Annotated in this window: 28 protein-coding genes and 1 pseudogene; 17 read left to right on the top strand and 12 right to left on the bottom strand. The window is 69.3% G+C overall.

All coding sequences use genetic code 11. From position 1 onward, the window contains the following. Window positions 1-43: 43 nt before the first annotated feature. A complete protein-coding gene (locus ACQZ13_RS15875) occupies window positions 44-1456 on the bottom strand; it encodes an FAD-binding oxidoreductase (protein WP_431046030.1) in 1413 nt (470 codons plus the stop codon). Next, window positions 1453-1980: a DUF2069 domain-containing protein gene (locus ACQZ13_RS15870; RefSeq protein ID WP_431046028.1), complete on the bottom strand. Its 528-nt coding sequence runs from the start codon at window positions 1978-1980 to the stop codon at window positions 1453-1455. Before ACQZ13_RS15870 ends, ACQZ13_RS15875 begins: the two co-directional genes overlap by 4 nt. A gap of 19 nt (window positions 1981-1999) precedes the next feature. On the opposite strand from ACQZ13_RS15870, the gene ACQZ13_RS15865 reads away from it, so the two are divergent. Beyond that, window positions 2000-3364 carry a YihY family inner membrane protein gene (locus ACQZ13_RS15865; RefSeq protein WP_431046026.1) on the top strand — a complete coding sequence of 455 codons (1365 nt, stop codon included), beginning with the start codon at window positions 2000-2002 and terminating at the stop codon, window positions 3362-3364. Here ACQZ13_RS15865 and ACQZ13_RS15860 read toward each other — a convergent pair. Together ACQZ13_RS15860 and ACQZ13_RS15855 are read right to left on the bottom strand one after the other, a co-directional pair. After that, window positions 3348-3668, bottom strand: a complete 321-nt coding sequence (locus ACQZ13_RS15860; RefSeq protein ID WP_431046024.1) for a hypothetical protein — start codon at window positions 3666-3668, stop codon at window positions 3348-3350. The two genes, ACQZ13_RS15865 and ACQZ13_RS15860, sit on opposite strands and share 17 nt — an antisense overlap. 121 nt (window positions 3669-3789) lie before the next feature. After that, entirely contained in the window at window positions 3790-4368 is a 579-nt protein-coding gene (locus ACQZ13_RS15855; RefSeq protein WP_088404143.1) for a helix-turn-helix domain-containing protein, read from the bottom strand. Window positions 4369-4496: 128 nt separating this feature from the next. On the opposite strand from ACQZ13_RS15855, the gene kbl reads away from it, so the two are divergent. The 4 genes from kbl to ACQZ13_RS15835 all read left to right on the top strand — a co-directional run bounded on the left by kbl (window position 4497) and on the right by ACQZ13_RS15835 (window position 7761). Further along, window positions 4497-5714 (top strand): glycine C-acetyltransferase, encoded by a 1218-nt coding sequence (kbl, locus tag ACQZ13_RS15850; protein WP_431046022.1) that lies wholly within the window; start codon window positions 4497-4499, stop codon window positions 5712-5714. 25 nt (window positions 5715-5739) lie between these two features. Continuing rightward, window positions 5740-6705 (top strand): NAD-dependent epimerase/dehydratase family protein, encoded by a 966-nt coding sequence (locus ACQZ13_RS15845; protein ID WP_431046020.1) that lies wholly within the window; start codon window positions 5740-5742, stop codon window positions 6703-6705. Between the two features lie 59 nt (window positions 6706-6764). Next, window positions 6765-7469, top strand: coding sequence for a hypothetical protein (locus ACQZ13_RS15840; RefSeq protein ID WP_431046018.1), 705 nt, complete (start codon window positions 6765-6767; stop codon window positions 7467-7469). Between the two features lie 88 nt (window positions 7470-7557). Further along, entirely contained in the window at window positions 7558-7761 is a 204-nt protein-coding gene (locus tag ACQZ13_RS15835; RefSeq protein WP_431046016.1) for a hypothetical protein, read from the top strand. 37 nt (window positions 7762-7798) lie between these two features. Here the strand turns inward: ACQZ13_RS15835 and ACQZ13_RS15830 are convergent, their stop codons facing one another. Then, entirely contained in the window at window positions 7799-8707 is a 909-nt protein-coding gene (locus ACQZ13_RS15830) for a LysR family transcriptional regulator (protein WP_431046014.1), read from the bottom strand. A gap of 105 nt (window positions 8708-8812) precedes the next feature. Here ACQZ13_RS15830 and ACQZ13_RS15825 point away from each other — a divergent pair, with 105 nt between their 5' ends. Next, window positions 8813-9739, top strand: a complete 927-nt coding sequence (locus ACQZ13_RS15825) for an SDR family oxidoreductase (RefSeq protein ID WP_431046012.1) — start codon at window positions 8813-8815, stop codon at window positions 9737-9739. 60 nt (window positions 9740-9799) lie between these two features. Here ACQZ13_RS15825 and ACQZ13_RS15820 read toward each other — a convergent pair whose 3' ends face one another. From ACQZ13_RS15820 to ACQZ13_RS15810, 3 genes are all read right to left on the bottom strand, one after another. Next, on the bottom strand, window positions 9800-10159 hold the full coding sequence (locus tag ACQZ13_RS15820) for an Mpo1-like protein (protein WP_431046010.1): 360 nt from the start codon (window positions 10157-10159) through the stop codon (window positions 9800-9802). A 64-nt stretch (window positions 10160-10223) separates the two neighbouring features. Beyond that, entirely contained in the window at window positions 10224-11054 is an 831-nt protein-coding gene (locus ACQZ13_RS15815; RefSeq protein ID WP_431046008.1) for an alpha/beta fold hydrolase, read from the bottom strand. Continuing rightward, window positions 11051-12364: an O-acetylhomoserine aminocarboxypropyltransferase gene (locus ACQZ13_RS15810; protein ID WP_431046006.1), complete on the bottom strand. Its 1314-nt coding sequence runs from the start codon at window positions 12362-12364 to the stop codon at window positions 11051-11053. The genes ACQZ13_RS15815 and ACQZ13_RS15810 overlap by 4 nt, the downstream gene beginning before the upstream one ends. Window positions 12365-12453: 89 nt before the next feature. Here ACQZ13_RS15810 and ACQZ13_RS15805 point away from each other — a divergent pair, with 89 nt between their 5' ends. Beyond that, window positions 12454-12909: a CBS domain-containing protein gene (locus tag ACQZ13_RS15805; protein ID WP_088404153.1), complete on the top strand. Its 456-nt coding sequence runs from the start codon at window positions 12454-12456 to the stop codon at window positions 12907-12909. An 84-nt stretch (window positions 12910-12993) separates the two neighbouring features. Here the strand turns inward: ACQZ13_RS15805 and ACQZ13_RS15800 are convergent, their stop codons facing one another. Beyond that, entirely contained in the window at window positions 12994-13335 is a 342-nt protein-coding gene (locus ACQZ13_RS15800; protein WP_088404154.1) for a PRC-barrel domain-containing protein, read from the bottom strand. A 151-nt stretch (window positions 13336-13486) separates the two neighbouring features. Between ACQZ13_RS15800 and ACQZ13_RS15795 the strand changes: the two genes are divergently transcribed. The 6 genes from ACQZ13_RS15795 (at window position 13487) to ACQZ13_RS15770 (ending at window position 20120) form a co-directional block, all read left to right on the top strand. Next, a complete protein-coding gene (locus tag ACQZ13_RS15795) occupies window positions 13487-14401 on the top strand; it encodes a YihY/virulence factor BrkB family protein (protein WP_431046003.1) in 915 nt (304 codons plus the stop codon). A gap of 76 nt (window positions 14402-14477) precedes the next feature. Further along, entirely contained in the window at window positions 14478-15563 is a 1086-nt protein-coding gene (locus ACQZ13_RS15790) for a glycosyltransferase family 9 protein (RefSeq protein ID WP_431046001.1), read from the top strand. An 84-nt stretch (window positions 15564-15647) separates the two neighbouring features. Next, a complete protein-coding gene (locus ACQZ13_RS15785) occupies window positions 15648-16355 on the top strand; it encodes a hypothetical protein (protein WP_431045999.1) in 708 nt (235 codons plus the stop codon). A gap of 203 nt (window positions 16356-16558) precedes the next feature. Continuing rightward, window positions 16559-16906 (top strand): hypothetical protein, encoded by a 348-nt coding sequence (locus ACQZ13_RS15780; RefSeq protein WP_431045997.1) that lies wholly within the window; start codon window positions 16559-16561, stop codon window positions 16904-16906. Window positions 16907-17183: 277 nt separating this feature from the next. After that, window positions 17184-18653: a sigma-54-dependent transcriptional regulator gene (locus ACQZ13_RS15775; protein WP_431045995.1), complete on the top strand. Its 1470-nt coding sequence runs from the start codon at window positions 17184-17186 to the stop codon at window positions 18651-18653. Window positions 18654-18875: 222 nt separating this feature from the next. Further along, window positions 18876-20120 carry a DNA topoisomerase IB gene (locus ACQZ13_RS15770; protein WP_431045993.1) on the top strand — a complete coding sequence of 415 codons (1245 nt, stop codon included), beginning with the start codon at window positions 18876-18878 and terminating at the stop codon, window positions 20118-20120. A gap of 58 nt (window positions 20121-20178) precedes the next feature. On the opposite strand, the pseudogene ACQZ13_RS15765 reads toward ACQZ13_RS15770, so the two are convergent. Both ACQZ13_RS15765 and ACQZ13_RS15760 read right to left on the bottom strand, forming a co-directional pair. Continuing rightward, window positions 20179-20589, bottom strand: a pseudogene (locus ACQZ13_RS15765) (D-glycero-alpha-D-manno-heptose-1,7-bisphosphate 7-phosphatase); the annotation flags it as partial. 152 nt (window positions 20590-20741) lie between these two features. Beyond that, complete coding sequence (locus tag ACQZ13_RS15760) at window positions 20742-21335, bottom strand: response regulator (RefSeq protein WP_431045991.1); 594 nt, start codon at window positions 21333-21335, stop codon at window positions 20742-20744. A 314-nt stretch (window positions 21336-21649) separates the two neighbouring features. Here ACQZ13_RS15760 and ACQZ13_RS15755 point away from each other — a divergent pair, with 314 nt between their 5' ends. From ACQZ13_RS15755 to ACQZ13_RS15740, 4 genes are all read left to right on the top strand, one after another. Continuing rightward, on the top strand, window positions 21650-22171 hold the full coding sequence (locus ACQZ13_RS15755; protein WP_431045989.1) for a hypothetical protein: 522 nt from the start codon (window positions 21650-21652) through the stop codon (window positions 22169-22171). Window positions 22172-22277: 106 nt separating this feature from the next. Further along, window positions 22278-22643, top strand: coding sequence for a DUF883 family protein (locus tag ACQZ13_RS15750; RefSeq protein ID WP_088404163.1), 366 nt, complete (start codon window positions 22278-22280; stop codon window positions 22641-22643). A 13-nt stretch (window positions 22644-22656) separates the two neighbouring features. Next, window positions 22657-23271 (top strand): hypothetical protein, encoded by a 615-nt coding sequence (locus tag ACQZ13_RS15745; protein ID WP_431045987.1) that lies wholly within the window; start codon window positions 22657-22659, stop codon window positions 23269-23271. Continuing rightward, on the top strand, window positions 23246-23833 hold the full coding sequence (locus ACQZ13_RS15740) for a hypothetical protein (RefSeq protein WP_431045985.1): 588 nt from the start codon (window positions 23246-23248) through the stop codon (window positions 23831-23833). Before ACQZ13_RS15745 ends, ACQZ13_RS15740 begins: the two co-directional genes overlap by 26 nt. Window positions 23834-23952: 119 nt before the next feature. Here the strand turns inward: ACQZ13_RS15740 and ACQZ13_RS15735 are convergent, their stop codons facing one another. Next, on the bottom strand, window positions 23953-24411 hold the full coding sequence (locus ACQZ13_RS15735; RefSeq protein ID WP_088404166.1) for a PA2169 family four-helix-bundle protein: 459 nt from the start codon (window positions 24409-24411) through the stop codon (window positions 23953-23955). Window positions 24412-24421: the final 10 nt, after the last annotated feature.

The raw sequence follows: 24421 nt of genomic DNA, 5'->3' as shown, positions 1-24421 counted from the left end.
CGTCCGCGAGCTTTGTACGCCTGCCGTGTCGCCCGGCGCGTACTCAGACCACCCGCCCCGGATTCAGCAGCCCGCGCGGATCCAGCGCCTGCTTGATCTGCCGCATCAGCTGCATGGCCACCGGGCTCTTGCGCTGCGCGAGTTCCTCGCGCTTGAGCTGTCCGATGCCGTGCTCGGCGGAGATGGAGCCGCCGTGCGCCGCCACCTGGTCGTAGACGACCTCGTTGACCTCGGCTTCGTGCTCGCGCAGGAAGTCGGCGGCCGCGACGCCTTCCGGCGCCTGCAGGTTGTAGTGGAGGTTGCCGTCGCCCAGGTGGCCGAAGTCCACCAGCCGCGAGCCCGGGAAACGCTCCGCCAGCAGCGCGTCGCAGCGCTCGACGAAATCCGGGATGCGCGACACCGGCAGCGCGATGTCGTGCTTGATGTTCAGGCCTTCCTCGCTCTGCGCCAGCGGGATGGACTCGCGCAGGTGCCACATCGCGTGGCTCTGCGACAGGCTCTCCGCCACCGCGGCGTCGTCGATGGCGCCTCGCTCCAGCGCCTCTTCGAGCAGGCCTTCAAACTGCGTGCGGGCGTGTTCCTCGCCCTCGCTGTCCGAGAGTTCCAGCAACACTGTCCACGGACGCGGCCCGAGCGGCTGCGGCAGTTGCGGGAAATGCTTGCGGACCAGCGCCAGCGACAGCGCGTTCATCACCTCGAAGCCGGTCAGCGCCGCGCCGCAGCGCGATCGCGCCAGGTCCAGCAGCGTGACCGCGTCGCGCAGCGAGTCGCAGGCGGCCAGCGCCGTCATCCGCGCGCGCGGCAGCGGATGCAGCTTCAGCGTCGCCGCGGTGATCACGCCCAGCGTGCCCTCGGAGCCGATGAACAGGTCGCGCAGGTCGTAGCCGGTGTTGTCCTTGCGCAGCCCGGACAGCCCGTCCCAGACCGTGCCGTCGGCCGTCACGACCTCCAGGCCCAGGCACAGCTCGCGCGCGTTGCCGTAACGCAGCACCTGCGTGCCGCCGGCGTTCGTGGCGAGGTTGCCGCCTATCGTGCAACTGCCCTCGGCCGCGAGGCTGAGCGGGAACAGCCAGCCCGCTTCGCGCGCCGCCTGCTGGACGTTCTGCAGCACGCAGCCGGCCTCGACGGTCATCGTCAGATTCGAGGGATCGATCTGGCGGACGCGGTTCAGCCGTTGCAGGCTCAGGAGTAGCTGCGTCCCTGAATCGTCGGGAACGCCGCCGCCCACCAGTCCCGTGTTGCCGCCTTGCGGCACCAGCGCCACGCCGTGTTCGCGCGCGAGCGTGACGACCGCGGCGACCTGCGCCGTGTCGGCCGGGCGGACCACCGCCAGTGCGCGTCCGACGTAGCGTTTGCGCCAGTCGCGCTCGAAACCGGACAGGTCGTGTTCGGCGGGCAGCAGCACATGGGCGTCGCCCAGCGCGGCGCGCAGGGCCTCGATCAGGGCGGCGCTCATCGCTCGTCCTTCGACGTCACGACCTGCGGCGCCTCGTCGTCGTTCCGCGGTGCTTGCACCGTTGCGGCTTCCGCCGATCTCGCCTCGGCCAGCCGCTGCCGGATCTGAGCGGCGCAGGCGACGAAGATCGTCACCGACAGCACCACCTCGACCCAAGCGAGCGCCATGCCCAGGCCGCCTTCGGACGTGCCGCGCACCAGCCCCTCGGTGACGTAGAGCCAGATCATCAAACTGACCCAGCGGTAGGTGTACATGCGGTAGCGCCACAGTCCGGGCAGCGGCAGCAGCAGCGGCAGCGCCTTGATCGCGAGCGTGCCGCGTCCGGTCGGGGCGAGCCAGAGCTCCCAGGCCAGGCAGACCACGGCCAGCGCCAGCGTGGCGTAGAACGCGACCTGCCGGCTGCCGCGTTCGCGCGCGGTAGGCGCCGAACGTGTCGTCGGCGCGGTGGTGGGCGCGATGGTGGACGCGATGGTCGGCGAGGCCGGCGCGGAGCTCGTCGAAGGGGCGGCGGCTAGGCTTGACATGGCTGGCATCATAGCCAGCATGATCAGTGAAGTTCAGGCGCAGACGCAGAGCTGGCGCGAGGGAATCCGGGAGCTCGGACGCGAGCTGTTGACGTGGCCGTATGCGCGCACGCTGCGCCTGTTCGTGCAGCGCTTCCGCGAGGAGCGCCTGGGCCTGACGGCGGGCAGCCTGACCTTCACGACGCTGATCTCGCTGGTGCCGCTGCTGACCGTCGCGCTGGCGCTGTTCACCGCGTTCCCGATGTTCTCCAGCTTCCAGTCGGCGCTGGAGAAGTACTTCCTCAAATCGCTGATCCCGGACAACATCGCGCGCCCGGTGCTGATGTCGCTGACGCAGTTCGCCGCGAAGGCGAACCGGCTCGGCGTGGTCGGCCTGATCGTGCTGGCGGTGACGGCGCTGTCGCTGATGCTGACGATCGACCGCACGCTCAACCAGATCTGGCGGGTGCAGCGCCCGCGTCCGATCGCGCAGCGCGTGCTCGTCTACTGGGCGGCGTTGACGCTGGGCCCGCTGCTGCTGGGCGGCAGCCTGACGGTCACGAGCCTGCTGATCTCGGCCAGCCAGAACCTGGTCGACAACATGCCGCGCGGCCTCGTCGTGCTGCTCAACAGCGTGGACCTGCTGGTGCTCTGGGCCGCGATCGCGGGGCTGTTCCACTACGTGCCCAACACGGATGTGCGCTGGCGCCATGCGCTCACCGGCGCCGCCTTTGTCGCCGTGGCCTTCCACCTGGCCAAGCTGGCGCTGGCCTGGTACGTGAAGCAGGTGCCGACGTATTCGACGCTCTACGGCGCGTTCGCGGCGGTGCCCATCTTCCTGATCTGGATCTACGTGGGTTGGTCGATCGTGCTGCTCGGCGCGATCCTGGCCGCGAACGCGCCGGCCCTGGCCGGCGGCGTCAGCGTGCGCGGCAACAAGCCCGGCATGCAGATGGCGCTGGCGCTGGACGTGATCCGCGAGCTCGACACGGCGCGGCTCGGCGGTGAATCCGGCTTGTCGATGATCGGCCTGTCGCAGCGGATGTCGGTCGACCCGCTGCAGCTGGAGCCGGTGATCCAGCACCTGCAGAAGCTGGACTGGATCGGGCGCCTGGAAGAGGAGGGCGCGCAGCGCCTGGTGCTGCTGTGCGATCCCGCGTCCACGATCGCGGCCCCGCTGATCCGCGCGCTGCTGGCGGACCGCCAGCCCGGGCTGTCGGAACTGTGGGAGAAGGCCGGGTGGGAGCAGACGACGGTCGGCGTGCTGATCGGGCACGGGGCGCCTGATGCGATCGCATCGCCCGTCTCGTCTGCCGCCTCCGGCGCGATCGGCGGGCTTGCCGGAGCCGCAGCCGCGCTGACGCCGGCGGCGTCCTCGACGGCGCCTGCTAGCGCAGGTACATGACGGCCGCGCCGCCGATCACGGCCAGCAGCGCCGCCACCGAGTAGAGCGCGCGCCGGTACGGCGGCTTGGGCCGCGTCGCGCCGGTGGGTTTGATGCCGTACTTCGGCGTCGCGCCGAGTGGCAGGGCTGCCTTGTCGATCAAGGGAGTGGAGCGGTGCTCGCGCGCTCTCTGCTCGGCCACGCGCAGGCGCGCGGATCCATCCAGCAGCTGGAGCTGCTTCGCCTGGGTTTCGGTGTCGATCGTGGCGGGCTGGGTCGGGGTGGGGATGTGGGGGTGCTTGTCTGAAAACGAGCGTTGCTGCATGTGGACTGCCTTGACTACGCTCCCTCGCCTCCGCGAATGCGGCCCATTGTCACGACCTCGTCGTGCGGGTCAAGTAACAGGAGGTAGGGGCGGTGGAGGGGAAAACCGCAGGCGCGGTCTTTCAAGCGTGCAGCACGACGAGCAGCGCCGTCGCCGCCTTCTTCGACAGATTGCGGATCGCATGTGCGCCGTCGACCGCGTAGCGGGCGGTCTCGCCGGTCTTGACGATCTGGCGGCTGCCGCCGGCGGTCACTTCGAGTTCACCGCCGAGCACACTCAAGTGTTCGCGTGAACCTGGCTCATGCGCCGCCGACTCCAGCGCGCCGCCGGGCTGCACGGTCAGTTCGTACCACTCGAAGTTGCCGGCCAGGTCGATGGGGCCGAGGATGCGCAGCCGGCACAGGCCGTCTGGGCTGGACAGCGCCGGCGTCCCATGCGACGCGACGACCTCGATCGTCGGCGCGGCGGGTCTTTCGCCGCCCAGCAGCTCCGACAACTCCACCCGCAGCGCATTGGCCAGCCGCCATACCACGGCCACCGTGGGGTTGGCCTGGTTGCGCTCGATCTGCGAGAGCATGGACTTCGACACCCCCGCTCTTCGCGAGAGTTCGTCCAGCGACAGGCCCTGCGCTTGCCGCAAGGTCTGCAGCGTGGCGCCGACCCGGGGCGGCTCAAGTTTCTCGGAAGGATTGGCGGACATCGGGGTTGGCGCTACGGTTGGGGGAGGCCGCCGACGCCTTGACCCGGTGTCGCGCTTCCTTGATACTGCACGGCTGTTCGATATAACGAACACGTTCGATTTAACGGATTGTGCCGCAGGAGCACCGCATGACCAACATCGTCCCCCCGTCCACCGACGACTTCTATCGCCACCTGCAGAACGAACTGCAAGGCATCCGCGACGCCGGGCTCTACAAGAGCGAACGCATCATCACGGGCCCGCAAGGCGCGATCGTGAAGACGAACGACGGTCGCGAGGTCATCAACCTGTGCGCCAACAACTACCTGGGCCTGTCCTCGCACCCGCAGGTGGTGGAAGCGGCCCATGAAGCGCTGCGCACGCACGGCTACGGCCTGTCGTCGGTGCGCTTCATCTGCGGCACGCAGGACATCCACAAGGAACTGGAACAGCGTCTGGCGCGCTTCCTCGGCACCGAGGACACCATCCTGTACGCGGCCGCCTTCGACGCCAACGGCGGTCTGTTCGAGCCGCTGCTGGGCGAGCAGGACGCGATCGTCAGCGACGAGCTGAACCACGCGTCCATCATCGACGGCATCCGCCTGTGCAAGGCCAAGCGCTTCCGCTACAAGCACAACGACATGGCCGACCTGGAGGCGCAGCTGGTCGCCGCCCGCGCGGCCGGCGCGCGCCACGTCATGGTGTTCACCGACGGCGTGTTCTCGATGGACGGCACGATCGCGCAGCTCGACAAGATGCGCGAGATCACCAACCGCTTCGGCGCGCTGCTCGCGATCGACGAGTGCCACGCCAGCGGCTTCATGGGCAAGACCGGTCGTGGCACGCACGAGCACCGCGGCGTGTTCGGCAAGGTCGACATCATCACCGGCACGCTGGGCAAGGCGCTGGGCGGCGCCTCCGGCGGCTTCACGACGGGCCGCAAGGAAGTGATCGAGCTGCTGCGCCAGCGCTCGCGACCCTACCTGTTCTCCAACACGGTGGCGCCCAGCATCGTCGGCGCGTCCATCGCCGTGCTGGACCTGCTGGAAGGCAGCACCGCGCTGCGCGACAAGCTCGAGACCAACACGACCTACTTCCGCGAGGCGATCCAGCAGGCCGGTTTCCAGATCAAGCCGGGCACCCACCCGATCGTGCCGGTGATGCTGTTCGACGCGGTCAAGGCGCAGCGCTTAAGCGCGCGCCTGCTGGAGCTGGGCGTGTACGCGGTCGGCTTCTTTTACCCGGTGGTGCCCAAGGAGCAGGCCCGGGTGAGAGTGCAGATCTCCGCCGTGCATGAGCGCGAGCATCTGGAGAAGGCGGTCGCCGCCTTCGCGCAGGCGGGCCGCGAGCTGGGCCTGGTGAAGTAAGAAGAAGCCTGAGAAGTAGATCCCCATGACGAAGATCCTGTTGATCGGCGCGAACGGCCAGATCGGTTCCGAACTGGCGGTGGAGCTCGCGAAGCGCCACGGCAACGCCAACGTGATCACGAGCGACGTGGCGCCGCAGGGCCGCGTGCCGCAGCTGACGCACGAGATGCTGGACGTGACCGACGCAGCCGCGCTGGCGGCGGTGGTCAAGCGCCACGGCATCACGCAGATCTATCACCTGGCGGCGGCGCTGTCGGCCACCGGCGAGAAGCACCCGATGTGGGCCTGGGACCTGAACATGAAGGGTCTGCTCAACGTGCTGGAGCTGGCGCGCACGGAGAAGCTGGAGCGCGTGTTCTGGCCGAGCTCGATCGCGGCCTTCGGTCCGCAGACGCCCAAGCGCGACACGCCGCAGACCACGGCGATGGACCCGTCGACGATCTACGGCATCTCCAAGCTGGCGGGCGAGGGCTGGTGCCGCTGGTACCACGCCAACCACGGCGTGGACGTGCGCAGCCTGCGCTACCCGGGCCTGATCAGCTGGAAGACGCCGCCGGGCGGCGGCACGACCGACTACGCGGTCGAGATCTTCCACGAGGCGCTCAAGCACGGCCGCTACACCTGCTTCCTGAAGGAAGACCAGGCGCTGCCGATGATGTACATGCCCGACGCGCTGCGCGCGACGCTGGAGCTGATGGAAGCGCCGGCCGATCGCATCACCGAGTGGGGCAGCTACAACCTGGCGGGCGTGAGCTTCACGCCGGAGCAGATCGCCGCGTCGATCCGCCGCCGGATCGCCGGCTTCGAGATCGACTACGCGCCGGACTTCCGCCAGAACATCGCGGCGAGCTGGCCGCAGTCCATCGACGACTCGGTCGCGCAACGCGACTGGGGCTGGAAGCTGGGCTACGACCTGGACGCGATGGCGGATGACATGCTCGCCTCGCTGAAGGCGCAGGCGGAGCAGACGACGGCGCCCGCGCAGGGCTGAGCCGCCAGGCCGGCGAGGACGTAGAGTTCGGGCTGGTTCCTCCAGCTCCGACTGCCAACGTGTCCCGACTCGCCACCGAATTCCAACGTCTCTATGCCGCCGGTCCTGAAGGATCGGTGCGCGCGCTCGTGCTCGACGTCGGACGTCCGTCCGACTGGGAACTGCTGAGTGCTGTCTGGCGCGGTGTTCAGCTCGAGCTGTCGCTGCCCGCGCCGGGTATCGCCATCGCGGGGGAGAACAGCTATCAACTGTGGTTCTCCTTGCAGCAGGGCTGCACGCAGGACGAGGCGAGGGCGTTCCTCGATGGATTGAAGGCACGCTACCTGAGCGGCGTCGCCGCGCCGCGCATCCGCTGCCTGACGGAAGCTCCGGCCGTGCCGACGGAGGTCAAGGAGGGCCAATGGTCCGCGTTCGTCGCGCCGGACCTGGCGCCGGTGTTCGTCGAGGCGACCTGGCTCGACATTCCGCCGGGCGTGGAAGGGCAGGCGGACCTGCTCAAGTCCTTGAGGAGCATCACGCCCCAGGCGTGGCGGGCCGCGATGGAACAGCTCGAACCGGCGGCGGTGCAAGACCTGGCACTGATGCCCCCGTCGACGCCCGTACGGCCGTCTCCCGACGTCGCGCCGACCGCCGCGACCTATTCGCCGTCGACGACCTTCAACGACCCGCGCGCGTTCCTGCTTCAGGTGATGAACGATGCCAGCGTGCCGATGGCGTTGAGGATCGAGGCGGCGAAGGCGCTGCTGCCATCGAGCGGGGTCTGAGTGCTCGTTCAAAATGAGCATGGTTGAGTAGATGACGCGACAGGCGCCGGCGCACAGACTGGAGACTCCGGATTTCGAGGAGATTCAGATGCCCGTTAGGTTCATCGTCAGCGAATACAACCTGCTGTGGGAGGCGCTGAAGCACTATCGCCAGCACCTGGAGCATGTCTCCACAAGCTCATCGGATGAAGACGAGCAATTGTTCGTGGATGAGAATCTCGTCAAGCTCGACGGCATGTTCAAGGATGTGCAGGTGGCCGCCAAGCAGGACTGGGACCTCGACCTGAAGTGACGGGTCTTGCTCCACGTTGATCCGGGGCGCCCGCGCTTCAACCGGGCAGCATCAGCACCCCGTCCGGATATCTGGCGCACATGAAATCCACGAAGGCCTTGACCTTCGGGCTCGCGAGGCGGCGCGAGGTGTGCAGCACCCACAGCTCGACCTCCTTGCCGCGCACCGCGCCCCATTGGACGAGTTCGCCGCGCGAGAGCTGGCTCCAGACGGCGGACTGAGGCAGCAGCGCGACCCCCGCGCCGGCGAGCGTCGCGTCCCGCACCATCAGCATGGACGACAGTCGCAGCACGGGTCGCGGCGTCAGCGTGAGCGAGCCCCCGTCGAGCTCCCATACATCGCCTTCGCGCGTGGTGCTCACGACCGCAGGCACTTCCACGGCGCCATCGCCAGCCGGCGCCTTCTTCGCACGCGCCTTGCCCGAGCCGGGCTTTGCGAATGCTGGAGCGGCGACGACCACCAGGCGATCCTTTGCGAAACAGCGGCCCACCAACGCGGTGTCCATGCGCGGATTCGGCCGGATCGCCACGTCGAAGCGTTCGTCGACCAGATCCACCACCCGGTCCTCCGCGACGACCTCGACGGTCACTCCGGGATGGAGTGCCTGGAACTCGGCGCACAGGCGTCCCATCGCGAGCTGCGAGAACAGCAGCGGCGCGGCGATGCGCAACTGCCCGCGGACCTGGTCCGCGCCCTCGCGCGTGGCGGCGAAGGCGTCGACCACCTCGTTCATCGGGCCCTCGGTCCGGCTGAGCAGCAATTGACCGGCTTCGGTCAGCTCCAGCCCCTTGGCGCTGCGCTCGATGAGGCGCACGCCGAGCTGCTCCTCCAGATCGGCGACACGCCGCGACAGGGTCGCCTTCGACCGCCGGCCGGCGCGGCTGGCCCGGCCGAAGCCGCCATGCGTCGCCACCAGGTTGAAGTCGGCGAGTGCGTTCAGATCCATGTGTTCCACCAGTGAGACAGTCTGTACTGATTTTGGCGTCTGTGTTTATCAGATGCAACGACCTATCGTTCATCCATCGCAACCCCTGATGGAAAGAACTGAACCATGACCACCGTTCAAACCCAAGCCCAGACCCAAGCCCAAACTCGCGAGGCGTCTCCCGCAAGCATCCTCGTCAGCGGGGCCACCGGCACCGTCGGTTCCCTCGTCGTTCAAGGCCTGGCGCGCCGCGGCGCGTCGGTGAAGGCGCTGGTGCGAAAGCCGGGCAAGGCGCAACTGCCGGCAGGCGTTGCCGAGGTCGTCGCCGACCTGTCCGACATCCCGTCGATGCGCCACGCGCTCTCGGGCGTGAGGACGCTGTTCCTGCTCAACGCGGTCACGCCGGACGAAGTGACCCAGGCCCTGCAGACGCTGAGCCTGGCGCGCGAAGCCGGTATCGAGCGCATCGTCTACCTCTCCGTGATCCACGCGGACGAGTTCGTCGACGTGCCGCATTTCACCGGCAAGCACACGGTGGAGCGGATGATCGAGCGCCTCGATCTGCCGGTCACCGTGCTGCGCCCGGCCTACTTCATGCAGAACGATCTGCAGGTACAGGCCGTGGTTGAAGGCTACGGCGTCTACCCGATGCCCATCGGCGACGCGGGCGTGGCGATGATCGACACGCGCGACCTTGCGGACGTGGCGGTCGCGGAACTGCTGCGTCGCGACGCAGCGCCGACGGCGCTGCCGCGCGTGGTGCTCGATGTCGTGGGACCGGAGGCCCTGTCGGGCGCGTCAGCCGCCGACATCTGGGGCCGCGTGCTGCAGCGGGAAATCCGCTACGGCGGCGACGACCTGGCCGCCTTCGAGGCTCAATTGGCCCAGGCGATGCCGTCTTGGATGGCCTACGACATGCGCCTGATGATGGCCCGCATCCAGGAGCAGGGCATGAAACCGGCAGCCGGCACGGTGCAGCGGCTGGAGGCCTTGCTGGGTCGGCCGCTCCGGCGCTATGAGGACCTGGTCAAGGAACTCGCCGGGGCGCGTTGATCGCCGGCTGCGGAGCCCGGATGCCTGGGGCTCCGGAAGGAGGGACCGAAGACCGGTTCTTCAGAACCGGATCTTCCCCGTCCAGATGTCCTTGTACATGACCCAGTCGCCCATGAAGCTGTACAGCGGGCGCTTGAAGGAGGCGGGTTTGTTCTTCTCGAAGCCGAAGTGCCCGATCCACGCGAACGCGTAGCCGCACAGCAGGCCGATGAGCACGAAGCTCCAGGTCTGCGTGACCAGCGCGTAGGCCAGGCACAGCAGCCCCAGCGTCGAGCCGACGAAGTGCAGCCGCCGGCAGGTCCGGTCGCGATGCTCGCCGAGGTAGAAGGGATAGAACTCGGCGAAGCTGCGCATCGCCTTCACGCGGTCGACACCGGCGTCCGGTTCCTCGGGCGCGTGGGGCAGGGGGCTGGTGCTCATGGTCGTCTCCTGGCGCGGCCCTCGCGGGGCCGTCTGCTTGGCTGAGGTTGTCACCGGACGGCGCTCAGCCGAGCGCCGCCTTCAATGCATTCAACGTCCCCTCCGGCGCCTCGGTCATCAGTGCATGCCCGGCCGGCAGGGTCGTCACGCGTGCGCCCAGCATCTCGGCCAACGGCTTCGCGGCCTTGGGCGGGGTCATCGCGTCCTTCGCGCCGAGGATCATCTCCGTCCTCACGCCGGCTGCGGTCACCTTCGCGACAGCCTCGGGCGCGCCCTGGTAGCGATCGCAGACGAGGAAGTCGTGTTCGAAGAGGTTGCCGTGTTCGCCGTAGCCGTCCTGCAGGCGTTCCATCAGCGCCAGGTTGCCGCCGTGCATCCACGCCCCCGGTCCCGGATACGACGGCTTGCCGGACGTCGTCGAATGCGAGAACGCATTGACCATCGCCATCGCCGCCCGCGGTCGTTCGCGCGAGGTGCTCAGCAGCGCGTCGGAGACCTTCATGGGCCACGCGGTGCCGACCATGACCAGCCGCGACACGCGCGCCGGACACCGCGCCGCGGCCTCGAGCGTGATCAGCGAGCCCATGGAATGTCCGACCAGCGACACGCCGCCGTCCGCCTTCACGCCGGCGGCGTCCAGCAGGTCGTTGATCCAGTCGCCGAGCGCTTCCACATCGGCCAGCGCCGGGCCTTCGCTGCGACCGTGGCCGGGCAGGTCCACCGCCAGCACGCTGCGTCCGTGATGGGCGAAGTAGCGCGCCAGCAGCGTCCACACGCTGTGGTCGTGCAGCGCGCCGTGGATGAAGACGATGCAGGGCAGGGCCGCGTCGAAGCGCTTGCCGCCGGTGTACGCATAGGCCGCGCGGCCTTGGACCTTGAGCTGGTTCGCACTCATTTCGACGCCACCTTCAATGCGGACTTCAGATCGGCGATCAGGTCGTCGGGGTCTTCGAGACCGATCGACAGCCGGATCGTCCCCGCGCCTATGCCCGACGCCGCCAGCGCCGCGTCGTCCATGCGGAAGTGCGTCGTCGACGCCGGATGGATCACCAGCGATCTCGCATCGCCCACGTTCGCAAGGTGCGAGAACAGCCGCAGCGATTCGATGAAGCGCCGGCCGGGTTCGCGCCCGCCCTTGAGGTCGAAGCTGAAGACCGCGCCGCTGCCCTTGGGCAGCAGCCGCTGCGCCAGCGCGTGGTCGCGATGCGAGGCCAGCCCCGGGTAGTTCACGCGCTCGACGATGTCCTGCGCCTCGAGGAATTCGGCGATCTTCTGCGCATTGCTCACGTGGCGCTGCATGCGCAGCGGCAGGGTCTCGATGCCTTGCAGGATCAGCCAGGCGGTGTGCGGACTCATGCAGGCGCCGAAGTCGCGCAGGCCTTCGCGCCGCGCGCGCAGCAGGAAGGCGCCGACGGTGCTCTCCTCGGCGAACACCATGCCGTGGAAGCCGTCGTACGGCTCGCAGAGTTCCGAGAAGCGGCGGCGCTCGCCGCTGGCCGCGTGGGCGCGGTCCCAGTCGAAGCGGCCGCCGTCCACCAGCAGTCCGCCGACCACGGTCCCGTGTCCGCACAGGAACTTGGTGGCCGAGTGGTAGACCAGGTCCGCGCCCAGTGCGATCGGCTGCTGCAGGTAGGGCGTCGCGAAGGTCGCGTCGACCAGCAGCGGGCGATGCGCCTCGTGCGCGATCTGGGCGATGGCCGGGATGTCCAGCACGTCCAGCCCGGGGTTGCCGAGGCTCTCGCCCAGCAGCAGCTTCGTCTGCGGCCGGATCGCCGCGCGCCAGGCGTCGAGGTCGCCGGGGCGCACGAAGGTCGTCTCGATGCCGAAGCGCTTGAGCGTGTAGTGCAGCAGGTTGTGCGAACCGCCGTACAGCGCGCTGGACGCCACGATGTGGTCGCCGGCCGCGGCGATGGTCGCGATCGCGAGATGCAGCGCCGCCTGCCCGCTGGCGGTCGCGAGACCGCCGATGCCGCCGTCCAGCGCGGCGATGCGTTCCTCGAGCACGGCCGTCGTGGGGTTCGACAGCCGCGAGTACACATGGCCGCTGCGTTCCATGTTGAACAGGCCGGCGGCCTGCTCGGCGCTCTCGAACACGAACGAGGTCGTCAGATGCAGCGGCACCGCGCGGGCGCCGGTGCTGGGATCGGGGGCGGCCCCGGCGTGTAGCGCCAAGGTATCAAAGCCCGGGTCGGATGGACCTGACATGGGTGTCTCCTGCTTGTTATGGTGTCCAGTCGTGTCTGGCGCCGGGCATTGTGTGCTATGTTGCCAGCCAAGCTTTTTCTCATGCGGCCATGAAAGTCTCCGACATCCTGCGCGTCAAGGGCAGCACGCTCTTCACCGTCTCCCCCGACACCCCGCTGGCCCAGGCGGCCGAGACCATGGCCGAACGCGACATCGGGTCGCTGGTGGTGATGGAGTTCGGCGACCTGGTGGGCATGCTGACCTTCCGCGAGGTCATCCAGGCCGTGGTCGGCAACGGCGGCAGCGTCGGGACGCGGCTGGTGCGCAGCGTCATGGACGACGCGCCGCTGACCTGCACGCCGGAGACCGAGATCGACGAGGTCCGCCGGATGATGCTCGGCCGCCATGCGCGCTACATGCCGGTGCTCAACGGTCGCCAGCTGATGGGCGTGATCTCGTTCTACGACGTCGCCAAGACGGTGGTCGACGCGCAGGACTTCGAGAACCGCATGCTCAAGGCTTATATCCGGGACTGGCCTGCCGAAGACGGCGCGAACGCGGCCTGATCACCCCGCTCCAATGAAAACGCCCCGATCTACCGGGGCGTTCTTCATTGCAGGTGAGATTTCAACGCTCGATGACGGGCGTCTTCACATCCAAGCCACGCCGTAGTAGTCGTAAACCTTGCGGCCGTACTCGTCGGAGTACTCGGGACGATCGGTCTGCGCGTAGCGCGGCGCCTTCTCGAGTTGGTCCTCGCGCAGCGGCACGACGTAGCCGTCCAGGCTGGTGTCGTACTTCAGCATGTTCCAGGGGATCGGATAGCGGTCGGTGCCGATGCCCATGAAGCCGCCGAATTCGAGCGCCGCATAACGGACCAGGCCCGAGCGCTTGTCGATCACGAGGTTGTCGATCGAGCCGAGCTTGTCGCCGTTGCCGTTGTAGACCTTGGTGCCTTCGACGCGGTCGGATGCGATGGTGGTGCTGGCCATGAGGGGTCTCCTGGTGGGTTGGGATAAGACCTTCAAGGCAATCGCCGTGCCGTCGTCGGCGATCGCAGGGGAGCGGGAATTTCCCTTGCCTCGACAAAGAAATCCCGTCGCGCCCGACGCCCAGATCGCCGCCCCGTCGCGGCCGCCCTGCATGCCCAAGCTGCCCCACGCCGTCCAGGAAGCCATCGACATCGTCGGCGAAGCCGCGCAAGGCTGGAGCGACGACAACGCGCCCAGCATGGGCGCGGCGCTGGCGTACTACACGCTGTTCTCGATCGCGCCGCTGCTGCTGATCGTCATCAGCGTGGCCGGGCTGGTGTTCGGCGAACAGGCCGCGCGCGGCGAGGTGATGGAGCAGCTCTCCGGCCTGCTCGGCACCGACGGCGCGATGGCGGTCGAGGATCTGCTCAAGCGCGTGAACCGGCCGGAGGAGGGCGGCTGGGCCGCCGCGATCGGGACGGTCGTGCTGCTGGTCGGCGCGACCTCCGTGTTCGCCGAACTGCAGAACTCCCTCAATCGCATCTGGAAGGCGCCGACCGCGCGTCCCGGTCCGGTGTGGCAGGGCCTGGTGACGCTGCTGCGCAAGCGGCTGCTGTCGCTGGGGCTGATCCTCGGCCTGGGCTTCCTGTCGATGATCTCCATGGTGGCCAGCGCCGCGCTCGCCGCGATCAGCAAATGGTGGACGCCGTGGCTGGGGACGGAGTTCGTCCTGCTGGCCCAGATCCTCAACGGCACCTTGGCGTACGCGCTGATCACGCTCATGTTCGCCGTCATCTACAAGTGGGTGCCCGACGTCCCGGTGCGCTGGCGCGACGTCTGGGTCGGCGCGCTGATCACCTCGGCGCTGTTCAGCCTGGGCAAGACGCTGATCGGGTTGTACATCGGCCGCAGCGGCGTGAGCTCCGCCTACGGTGCGGCCGCGTCGCTGGTCGTCATGATGCTGTGGGTCTACTACTCGACGCAGGTCTTCCTGATGGGGGCGGAACTGAGTTGGGCCTTCGCCAAGCGCCACAGCCTGCGGGAGCAGGCCGTGGCGACGGTGGCGCGGACGCTGGAGCCGCGCTGAGGCTAGCGGACGATCACGCGCAAAGCCGCGCGGATCCTCGTTCTTTGTCCGGCATGCCGCTTGCCTCATGCAGGGGATGATCGCGACGTCCCTCGAGCAGCGCGCCCCTGTGTCCAGCCTTCCTGAGCTGGGCGGCTCGATCGCGTCCGATCGCGACGGCCCGTTGCCGTCCGATGCGATGCCGCTCGACGCGCTCTCTCTGGCCGAAGAACGCCACCGCCGCTGGTGCAACGTGCGTCGCGTGCTGCTGATCCGGCTGGACGGCATGGCGGGCGTGCTGGCCTCGACGGCCGCGTTCGCGGCGGTGCACGAGACCATGCCCTGGACGCAGCTGACGCTGCTGGCGGCGCCCGACGCGTTGTCGCTGCGGCCGCATCTGCAGGCGGTGGACGACCTCATGACCTTCAACGCGCCGTGGACCGCCGACGGCGCCGCGACGCTGAACGCGGAGCCGCCCACCATGCGCGGCGACGCCGAGATGCACCTGGTGCGCAAGCTGCGTCGCAGCCACTTCGACGCGGCGGTGCTGTTCTCGCCGGCTCACCAGAGTCCGCTGCCGGCGGCGCTGCTGTGCCGCATGGCGGGCATTCCGCTGACGCTCGCCCATGTGCGCGAACCGGCCCACGGACTGCTCAGCGATGAACTGCTGGCGGAGCGCGACCCCGGCGTCGACGCGGACGACGGCCGCCGCCAGCTGGCCCTCGTCGCGCACGTGGGCATGCAGACCGCCGACGAACGCCCCCGATTGCGGCTGCTGCCCAAGGACAGTCACCAGATGCGGAACGTCTTGCAGCAAGCGGGCCTGGGCTTCGGTCAGCGCTACGTCCTGGTCTGCCCGGGCGGCGGCGGTACGCGACACAGCCCGGCCGCGGCGTTCGCGGCGGCGACGGAGGTGCTGCTGGATGCCTGGGCCGACGACACGGCCGTCGTGCTGTGCGCGACGCCCGGCGAAGAGGCCGCGTTGGCGGAACTCCGCGCGGCGATGCCGGCGCGGGGCCAGGTCTTGCCGCCGGTCGCCTCGATCGGCGAACTCGCGGCGCTGGCGGCCGGCGCCCGCGTGGTCATCGCCGCCGACGAGCTGCCGCTGACCATCGCCGCCGCCGCCCGCGTGCCGGCGGTACTGCCCGGCGACGCGCTGCGCCGGGACGTCCACATCGTCTGAACCGTATCGCGACCATCGCCGACTTCAAGGGCCCGGCTTGCCTCGTGAGGGGCGGGCGCTGTCTTCTGAAAGGAATGGGACGCGATGACTTCTCCTTCGTATGGCCGTAACCCGGCGATCTCGATGCCGTGGCCCCGCGACCTCCAGGAGGAGGCCGCGACACGGGCGACCGGCGTCGAGGACGATGGCCTCGATGCGATGGCGCACGGCGGAATGGACCGCGACTTCGATCGGTCGTCCATGTACTCCGGCGCGGAGGCCGCGGACAACGTCGAGCGCCTGTTCCGCGAAGCGCAGAATGCCCGTCGCCTGGACCAGCTCAGGGAGGCCTGCCCGCGGCAGGCCCGGACGCCTCCACACGGCGGTACCTGGCCGATGACGGCTACGGCTCCTCCCGCGCACGCCGGAGGAGTCTTTTCCCAGCCACTTCAGCCGCCCTGCCAGCTGCCTTTGCAGCAGCCGTTCCAGCAAGGCTTTGCACAGCCGTTTCAACAGCCATTCCCATCAACCGCTCCCGTGTTCCGTGGCTCGTTCCCCACCGCGAGTCCCTACGGCGCCCAGCTTCCGTTCCAGTCGGCGCCCGGTTCGTTCTTCTCGCCGTTAGGCGGTACGGGCAATCCCTTCCTGAGCGGCGGCATCGGACTGGCGCTGGGCCTCGGTCTCAGCGGGCTGGCGTCCGGCCTAGGCGCGTTTCTCGGCGGCGCGCTGGGAGGATTCGGTGGCTTCGGTCCTGGCTTCGGCTTCGGTCGCGGCTGGTGCGATTTCTCGCCGTCCTACTGCGGCTGGTGGTGATCCCCTCTCCGACATCGACCTCCTGTTGAGAAAGGCGCGCGGCGCCAGTCCGCGCTGTCCCGCAAACGCGCACGAAATCGTCACCGAACGTTCGCGCGGGCACGGTGCTTGCCTCTCTCGCCAGCCGCGCGTGGACGCTCGGCAAGCGCGCGGTCCGGACGGATGTCCGGCCGCGCACCCGTTTCCATCACAGGAGGTTTCTCATGCACCTGCACAAGCTCGCCTGGGCGATGCCGCTGATGTTGGCCGCGACCGTGGCCCACGCGGAAAGCTCCGGCAGTTTCCTGGAGGGTGCCAGGCTCGCGGCGCTGGTCCGACCGGAGGCCGCGGCCCCGGCCAACGGCCCGTCCCACCACGTCCCCGCCGGCGTGCGGCCCGCCCCGCAGGGCCAGACGCCGACGTCGACGGCTGCCGTGCCGACGAGCCCGTCCTCCGTCATCGACACCGAGTCCGAGCCCACTGGCGCGTCGTTCGAGATCCGCAACTTCTTCACCCTGGTCGTCGCCCTGGCCTTGGTGGGATGGGTCCAGCGCCGCCGCCGGGATGCCTGAGCCCGACGTCCCCTCCGGCGGTCCCGCGGACCGCAGGCCGGCACCGGCGTGGTCCACGGACCGCTGCCGGTGTCCTTTTGTGGGGCGTGTTGTTCGCATGTCGTCTGCGCATGGACGCTGATCGACCCGCTCTCACCGGAATTTTTTTCAAATCGACGGCGCAAGGGGCTGGCAAGCCGGCCGCTTGCTGCAAGAATGAGTTAGACGAGATCGGTTGACCTAGTTCACGAAACGACCGACTCAAAGAAGTGATACCCCTACAACGAAGGATGTACCGGTGACCCATGCGTTGATCGTGGATGACGATGTCGATTCCGTCGCCACCCTGCAGGAACTGATTGCGAGCGAGAAGTTCACCGTGTCGGTGGCCCACACCCTGCGCGATGCCCGGCGGCACATCGCGCTGCAGCAGCCCGACGTGGTGCTGCTGGACCTGCAACTGCCGGACGGCAACGGCATGGAGCTGTTCCAGGATCCCCAGCTGGTGGCCAATTCCGAGGTGGTGCTGATCACCGGCCATGCGAGCCTGGACACCTCGATCCAGGCGCTGCGGCTGGGCGCCGCCGACTACCTGGTCAAGCCGATCAACATCAAGCAGCTGCAAGGCGTGCTGTCGCGGGTGATGAAGCCGGCCGCGCTGCAGGCCGAGGTCTCGGAGCTCAACGCCAACCTGGCCAACACCGGCCACTTCGGCCTGCTGTGGGGCCGCACCCAGCCGATGCAGCGGATCTACGACCAGATCTCGCGCGTGGCGGGCACCAGCGTGTCGGTGTTCATCAACGGCGAGAGCGGCACCGGCAAGGAACTGGTGGCACAGACCGTGCATGACCTGAGCCGTCGCCGCAAGAAGCCCTTCCTGGCGGTCAACTGCGGCGCGATCTCGCCCAACCTGATCGAGAGCGAGATCTTCGGCCACGAGAAGGGCGCCTTCACCGGCGCCGACAAGCAGCACGAAGGCTTCTTCGAGCGGGCCAGCGGCGGGACGCTGTTCCTGGACGAGCTGACCGAGATGCCGATGGAGCTGCAGGTCAAGCTGCTGCGCGTGCTGGAGACCGGGCGCTTCATGCGCGTGGGCTCGACCACGACGCTGGACGCCGACGTGCGCGTGATCGCGGCGTCCAACCGGCCGCTGCTGCAGGCGGTGCAGGCCGGCAAGCTGCGCGAGGACCTGCTGTACCGCCTCAACGTGTTCCCGATCGAGATGCCGCCGCTGCGCGACCGCCTCGACGACGTGCCGCTGCTGGCCGACCACTTCCTGCGCCAGATCGCGGCCAAGGAAGGCAAGAACAAGCGCTTCACGGCGAAGGCGCTGGCCCAGCTCCAGACGTATCACTGGCCGGGCAACGTGCGCGAGCTGCGCAACGCGGTCCAGCGCGCCTACGTGATGGCCGCGGCCGACGTGGTCGACGAGCAGTGGCTGCCCAAGGGCGAAGGCGTCGCGGTGCCGGCAGGCGCAGCTTCGGCTGCGTCCGCGGCGGTCACCAGCTTCGGCGTCGGCGTTCCTGCGCCAGCACCCGCGCCGACGTTCACGACCTCGGCGGAATCCTCGGGTCCGTCGATCACGATGCCGCTGGGCAGCTCGATGGCGCAGGTGGAGAAGGCCTTCATCCTGGCCACGCTGCAGCACTACAAGCACCACAAGGAGCAGACGGCCGCCGTGCTCGGCATCAGCCTGAAGACGCTCTACAACCGCCTCAAGGAATACGCCGCGGAAGACGCGGCGGCGGCCGATCAGGCGGCGCAGTAAGAAGGACTGCCCAACCGCGCGAAGCCAAGCGCGGGCACTCCACGATGCAGAGGGCCTCGCGTCCGCGAACCCTCAGCATCATTCCGGCCCCACCGGAAGTTGCTGACTCCGCGTTCCTGGCGCTGCCGCGTGGAACTCCCTCTCCCGCTTGCGGGAGAGGGCAGGGGTGAGGGCCAGCGGCCTTGGCATGCGGCCTGCCTTGTGAAGGGCAGGAGGACTCGTATGTCGCTGCGTTGGGTGTCCGATTGCGAACCCGGTCTGCGCCGAAAGCGCGCGGCCAAGGGCTTCCGTTACGTCGATGGTCAGGGGCGTCCCGTGCGCGACGCCTCGACGCTGCAGCGCATCCGCGCGCTGGCGATCCCCCCGGCCTACGAAGACGTCTGGATCTGCGCCCGCGACGACGGCCACATCCAGGCCACCGCCCGCGACGCGCGCGGGCGCAAGCAGTACCGCTATCACGCCGACTGGATGGCGCTGCGCGGCGAGAACAAGTTCGGCCTGCTGCTGGACTTCGGTCGACGCCTGCCCCCGCTGCGCCGCCAGGTGCAGCGCCGGTTGCGCGGGGACGGCGCCGGCGGCAACGTCGACCGTGAGCGCGTCATCGCGGCGCTGGTGCGCCTGCTCGACCGCACCTGGATGCGCATCGGCCACCGCGAGTACGCCCGCAGCAACGGCTCCTACGGCCTGAGCACGCTGCTGTGCCGGCATGTGAAGGTCAAGGGCGACGCGCTGCTGCTGAGCTTCCCCGGCAAGAGCGGCGTGCGCCACCAGCTCGCCGTGCGCGACGACCGCGTCGCGGCGCTGGTGCGGCGCTGCCGCGATCTTCCCGGCCAGGAGCTGTTCGGCTACGAGGACGACGCCGGCGAGCCGCACCGCATCGACGCCTCCGACGTCAACGACTGGCTGGCCACCGCCGGCGGCCCGACCTGCAGCGCCAAGGTGTTCCGCACCTGGCACGCGAGCGTGCTGGCGCTCGATCTGCTGTCGGACCATGCCCGCGCGGGGACCGCGCCGGTCGAGGCGTTGAAGCAGACGGTGAAGGACGTCGCCGCGCGACTGGGCAATACCGTGGCGGTCTGCCGCAAGTCCTACATCCACCCGGCGGTGCTCGAATGGGGCCAGTCCGACCGGCTGGCGTCCCTGCCGACGCAGCGCTGGATGAGCGCGCCGCCGGCCGTCGCCGGCCTGAGCGTCGCCGAGCGGCGCCTGATGGGGCTGCTCCGCACGCAGCCGCGCGTGGAGATCGCTACGCCGGCGCCTGCGCCGTTGCCGGCGAAGACATCGCGGTCGTCGTCGCGCTCAGGCGGCTCAACGGCTCGTCGAGCGGCTCGCTCATCGACGCCGACATCGACGCCGACATCGACGATGAAGTCGACGACGACGAAGCGGAGGTCGACGACGTCGGATCCGAAGCCGCTGCCGCCGCCTCGCGCAGCAGGTGGCCGGCCAGCGACGGCCAGTCGCTGAACACGCCGGCGGGCTCGCGCAGCGGCGAGCGCCGCCAGGCCGTCTCGCCGCCGGTATCGAGCAGCAGTCCGGTCGCGCCGGCGCGGTGTCCTGCCTCGACGTCGTCGAGCAGGTCGCCCACCATCCACGAGCGGCCCAGATCGAGCCCGTGCGCCCGCGCCGCGCGCGTCAGCATGCCGGGCGCGGGCTTGCGGCACAGGCAGGCCGGACGACCTTGCGCATCGGGGCCGTGCGGACAGACCGCGACATCGTCGAGCACCACGCCGAACTCGTCCTTCAGGCGGCGCAGCAACGCCCCCTGCAGCCGCGCGAACTGCACGCGGGTGAACGCGCCGCGCGCGATGCCGCTCTCGTTGGTGACCAGGACCAGGGCCAGTCCCGCGGCGCTCAGCCGCGCGAGCGCCTCGCCCGCGCCCGGGATCAGCCGCAGGCGGGACGGATCGTGGATGGCCGCATCGTCGGGCTCCACCAGCGTGCCGTCCTTGTCGACGAAGACCGCCGGACGCAGCGCCGCCGGCGAAGGGCCGTCGGGCCGTTCACGGGAGAAGTCGAGGTCGTGGAGGGAGAGGGTGGTGAGGGGGGCGTCGAGCCAGGCAGTCACTGGGAGTCTCCGCGACGCGCTCAGCGCACCCAGCCGTAGTCGGTCTGGCGCGGCGCCAGCGACTGTTTGTGCCGCGCCATCAGCCCGGACTCCCGCCGCGCGCCGTCGCCGGCCGGATCCATCATCACGCCGGTCTGCAGGCCGCCGCCCTCTGCGTGGCCCAGGCCGCTGCCTTGACCGTTGCCTTGACCGTTGCCTTGCGTGCTGCCCTGACCGCTGGCCGCGTCCGAGGGCCGCGCGCCGCGCGGCGGCGGCAGCAGCTCGGCCAGTCGGGCCAGTGTCTTGCGCACGTCCAGCGGCTTGGCCCAGAGTTCCATGAACCCGCAGCCCAGCGCATCGAAATCGGAATCGGCCGTCACGGCGATCGCCGGCACCTGCGCCCAGCCGCGCCGCATGCGCAGCAGCTTCAGCAGGTCGGAACCGTGGCAATCGGGAAGGTGGAGGTCGACCAGCAGCAGCGAGGGCTGCAACTGCGCGCTCAGGCGCCAGGCCGGCATGCCGGCTTCGGCGACGTGCAGACGCAGGTCGCGGCGTTGTTCGAACATCGCCTCCATCACGATGACGTTGAGCGGGCTGTCTTCGACGTACAGCACCGACGTGAGACCGTCGTTCATCGTTCGCTCCTTCCCTGTTCGTATCCAGTTGGTCGCGAGATATGGCAATTGCCGTGCCCGACGCGCTCCCGAAATCTCGGGATTGCCTTCGGGGACAGCGCCGTCGGCAGCGCGAGGGCGATGCGTCTGCTGCAGGTCATTCGGCTCGTCCGGTGTAACCGGTGCATGACCCTGACGTCAATCTCGGTGACATGTTGGAGGGCCTTCTTTTTCCGTCGCTTCGCGTGCGGGAAAGACGGCGTACGCGATGGGTACGAGGCTTGCCTTGCGGAGGGGGACTCCCCGTCTTTCTCCGTCACTACCAGGAGCATCCCATGGCCACCAGCATCCGTCCGGGCGCGCCCGACAGTCCCGAGGACCAGGACCGCGACGACGACAGCCGCCCCACCAGCTTCGGCGTGCACAAGCCGGTGGACCACCTGGTAATCAGCTTTCCCGGCGCGCCGGAAGCCGGACAGGCGCGCGCGGCGCTGAGCGCGCACGGCATCGCCGACGCCGACCTGCATGCGATCGGCGACCGCGAGATGCTCGAACTGGTCGAGCGCGACCTCAAGCGCGCCAGTCCGCTGGCCGCGATCGGGCAGGAGATCAACCTGCTGCGCAGCCACGGGGAACTGGCCGAACGCGGCTACCACTTCCTCGTCGTCAAGGCGAAGGACGACGCGCAGGCGCGCGAGATCGCCGAGATCGCGCGCCGCAACCGGGCCGAGCGCGCGCAGTACTACGGCCACTTCATCATCGAAGAGATGCTGGAGCCCGAAGGCGGCAGGCCGCAGGTCGCGGAGTCGCCGCACCGCGGCCTGGACACGCACCCGAAGCCGCCGCTGCCGCGCTGATCGACGCATTCGCGCGTCGCCAGGCATGGCGGCACGCCGCTTGCCATTCCGCACTCCACCGATCCATGCCCTTGCTGCCACTGCGCACGACGAAAGGAACCTTCCCATGAGCACCACGCCCAACAACGAGAAGAGTGACAAGACCGTGCCGTTCACGACGGCCGACGACGCCGCCAAGCTGGTCAACGGCACGACGCCGTCGAGCACCGCGGCCGCCGACCTCGTGAACCGCGCCGCCGACAAGGCGCACGCCACCATCGACCGGCTGGCCACGGTCGCCGCCCCGAAGGCGCAGCAATTGCAGAAAAGCCTGGAGGACACGAACGAGCTGATCCACGACCGCGCCGAGCGTCTGCGCATGACCGGCAACGAGTGGTGCGACAGCCTGCGCTCGAACGTGCGCGAGCATCCGCTGATGGCCGTCGGCACCGCGCTGGCGGTCGGCCTGCTGATCGCGCGCCTGACGCGCTGACCGCGGCGCGCCCATGAGCGACGTGCCGCACGCTTCGCCGTCCTTCCCGCCACCGTTCCCGCCGCCGCCGCCACCTCGGCAGCCGCCGTCCTCCGGGCCCGCACCCGGATCGACGGCCGGTCCTGCCGGCCACTCATCGGGCGATCCGACAGGTCATCCGGCGGGGAGCCCCACGGGCGACCCGACCGGCGGCCGTCCGCCGTCCGGCGACGGCCCTGCGGTGGGCGCCTCCTGGCTCGGCGACGTGCAGGGCATGGCCCGCGCGGCGCGCGGCATGCTGTCGGGGCGCCTGCTGCTGCTGGCGCTCGAACTGCAGCGCGCCAGACACGGCCTGGTCAGCCTCGCGATCCTGGGCGTGGTCGCGGCGATCGCCGGGGCCACCGCCTGGTTCGCGCTGTGGGCCCTGCTGGTCGCGATCGCCGTCCACTTCGGCCTGAGCTGGCCCTGGGCCTTCGCCGGCGTGCTGGTGATCAACCTGCTGCTGCTGGTCTGGATCGCGGCCGCGATGAAGGCGCTCACGCCGATGCTGGCGCTGCCGGCCTCCCGCCGCCAGTTCCACTGGCTGTTCAACGATCCGATGGATCCCGAGGAACCGAGTCCCGATGGCCGCACCGCAAGACCGTCCTGACCCCCGACGCATTCCCGACGTCCCCGACCCCGGGGGCGCGGCCGAGTCGATCGAGGCGCTGACGTTGCGCATCGAGATGGCGGAGCTGCGCGTCGTGCGCCGCGACCTGGAATTCCAGCTGCACTGGGACGCGCTGCAGCAGCGCGGCAAGGCCGTGATGGTGCCCAGCCGCTGGCTGCTGCCGGCGCTGGGCACCGGCGCGAGCTGGCTGTTCTGGCGCCTGGTGCGCGGCAAGCGACGTCGGCATGACCGACATGACCGGCATGAACGGCATGAACGGCATGAACGACCCCGCGACGACACGTCGCCGCAGCAATGGCTCAGCGCGTTGCTCGGCTCGCGGGCAGCGGCGGCAGATCACCACGCGGACCGCGCCAAGCCGGCCGCCGATCGTCCGGATGTCGGCACGCTGCAGCTGCTCACGCTGCTGTGGAGCCTGATGCCGACGACGGTCCGCGGCCGCGTCGGCCCCGAGATCACGCAGCTGGTGCTGGGCGTGATCGCCGGGTTCATGCAGGGCCGCAAGAAGCAGCGGGAAGAGACGCGAGAGGACGCCCGCTAGGCGACGATGGGTCCGCTCTCGACCCACCAGGACAAAGGCGCGCCCGAGGGCGCGCCTTGTCGTTGATGCGGCCGATACGACGCGTCCGACGCGTGCGACGACGCGTCGGACCCGCCCGATCAGACCTTCTCGGCGTTGCGCGCCTGATCGCGCAGCAGCTTGATCTGGTCGTGGTTGCGCAAGGTGCCGGCCAGCTGGCGCTGGACGACTTCCAGCACGCCTGCGGGCAGGTCCTTCTGCGCCGCCTTGCGGTAGCGCGCGACGGCCACGTCCTCGCCGCGCTCGCATTCCTCGAGCATGGCCTTGTCGCTGTAGCCGGTCAGCGTGCCCTTGACCGCGACCCAGCCGCGGTGCAGCGAACCCGCCGCACTGCCGTCGTCCTCGGGCGTGCCGCCGTGCTGGCGGACCAGCTGCTGCAGCTCCGAGGCCGCCTGGCGGCATTCCGCGGCGCGCTGCGCGAAGACCTCGCGCAGGCTCGCGCCCTTGACGTGTTCGGCGGAGCTCAGGAAGCCGTACTCGCCGTCCTTGCAGGTTTCGACGAGCGTGTTCAGTTCGTCGATGACGTCCTTGTTGTCCATGGCAGTCCTT

Origin of the sequence: Roseateles sp. L2-2, assembly GCF_050613215.1 — a bacterium.
GTDB classification, from domain to species: Bacteria; Pseudomonadota; Gammaproteobacteria; order Burkholderiales; family Burkholderiaceae_C; genus Roseateles; species Roseateles noduli.
The sequence above is the reverse complement of the archived record's forward strand: the minus strand, read 5'-3'. Positions and strand labels throughout refer to the sequence as shown.

Bases quoted from the DNA above. Each gene is read 5' to 3' on its own strand.
- ACQZ13_RS15875 (WP_431046030.1), bottom strand. From the start codon at position 1,456: ATGAGCGCCGCCCTGATCGAGGCCCTGCGCGCCGCGCTGGGCGACGCC.
- ACQZ13_RS15870 (WP_431046028.1), bottom strand. From the start codon at position 1,980: ATGTCAAGCCTAGCCGCCGCCCCTTCGACGAGCTCCGCGCCGGCCTCG.
- ACQZ13_RS15865 (WP_431046026.1), top strand. From the start codon at position 2,000: ATGATCAGTGAAGTTCAGGCGCAGACGCAGAGCTGGCGCGAGGGAATC.
- ACQZ13_RS15860 (WP_431046024.1), bottom strand. From the start codon at position 3,668: ATGCAGCAACGCTCGTTTTCAGACAAGCACCCCCACATCCCCACCCCG.
- ACQZ13_RS15855 (WP_088404143.1), bottom strand. From the start codon at position 4,368: ATGTCCGCCAATCCTTCCGAGAAACTTGAGCCGCCCCGGGTCGGCGCC.
- kbl (WP_431046022.1), top strand. From the start codon at position 4,497: ATGACCAACATCGTCCCCCCGTCCACCGACGACTTCTATCGCCACCTG.
- ACQZ13_RS15845 (WP_431046020.1), top strand. From the start codon at position 5,740: ATGACGAAGATCCTGTTGATCGGCGCGAACGGCCAGATCGGTTCCGAA.
- ACQZ13_RS15835 (WP_431046016.1), top strand. From the start codon at position 7,558: ATGCCCGTTAGGTTCATCGTCAGCGAATACAACCTGCTGTGGGAGGCG.
- ACQZ13_RS15830 (WP_431046014.1), bottom strand. From the start codon at position 8,707: ATGGATCTGAACGCACTCGCCGACTTCAACCTGGTGGCGACGCATGGC.
- ACQZ13_RS15825 (WP_431046012.1), top strand. From the start codon at position 8,813: ATGACCACCGTTCAAACCCAAGCCCAGACCCAAGCCCAAACTCGCGAG.
- ACQZ13_RS15820 (WP_431046010.1), bottom strand. From the start codon at position 10,159: ATGAGCACCAGCCCCCTGCCCCACGCGCCCGAGGAACCGGACGCCGGT.
- ACQZ13_RS15815 (WP_431046008.1), bottom strand. From the start codon at position 11,054: ATGAGTGCGAACCAGCTCAAGGTCCAAGGCCGCGCGGCCTATGCGTAC.
- ACQZ13_RS15810 (WP_431046006.1), bottom strand. From the start codon at position 12,364: ATGTCAGGTCCATCCGACCCGGGCTTTGATACCTTGGCGCTACACGCC.
- ACQZ13_RS15805 (WP_088404153.1), top strand. From the start codon at position 12,454: ATGAAAGTCTCCGACATCCTGCGCGTCAAGGGCAGCACGCTCTTCACC.
- ACQZ13_RS15800 (WP_088404154.1), bottom strand. From the start codon at position 13,335: ATGGCCAGCACCACCATCGCATCCGACCGCGTCGAAGGCACCAAGGTC.
- ACQZ13_RS15795 (WP_431046003.1), top strand. From the start codon at position 13,487: ATGCCCAAGCTGCCCCACGCCGTCCAGGAAGCCATCGACATCGTCGGC.
- ACQZ13_RS15790 (WP_431046001.1), top strand. From the start codon at position 14,478: ATGATCGCGACGTCCCTCGAGCAGCGCGCCCCTGTGTCCAGCCTTCCT.
- ACQZ13_RS15785 (WP_431045999.1), top strand. From the start codon at position 15,648: ATGACTTCTCCTTCGTATGGCCGTAACCCGGCGATCTCGATGCCGTGG.
- ACQZ13_RS15780 (WP_431045997.1), top strand. From the start codon at position 16,559: ATGCACCTGCACAAGCTCGCCTGGGCGATGCCGCTGATGTTGGCCGCG.
- ACQZ13_RS15770 (WP_431045993.1), top strand. From the start codon at position 18,876: ATGTCGCTGCGTTGGGTGTCCGATTGCGAACCCGGTCTGCGCCGAAAG.
- ACQZ13_RS15760 (WP_431045991.1), bottom strand. From the start codon at position 21,335: ATGAACGACGGTCTCACGTCGGTGCTGTACGTCGAAGACAGCCCGCTC.
- ACQZ13_RS15755 (WP_431045989.1), top strand. From the start codon at position 21,650: ATGGCCACCAGCATCCGTCCGGGCGCGCCCGACAGTCCCGAGGACCAG.
- ACQZ13_RS15750 (WP_088404163.1), top strand. From the start codon at position 22,278: ATGAGCACCACGCCCAACAACGAGAAGAGTGACAAGACCGTGCCGTTC.
- ACQZ13_RS15745 (WP_431045987.1), top strand. From the start codon at position 22,657: ATGAGCGACGTGCCGCACGCTTCGCCGTCCTTCCCGCCACCGTTCCCG.
- ACQZ13_RS15740 (WP_431045985.1), top strand. From the start codon at position 23,246: ATGGCCGCACCGCAAGACCGTCCTGACCCCCGACGCATTCCCGACGTC.
- ACQZ13_RS15735 (WP_088404166.1), bottom strand. From the start codon at position 24,411: ATGGACAACAAGGACGTCATCGACGAACTGAACACGCTCGTCGAAACC.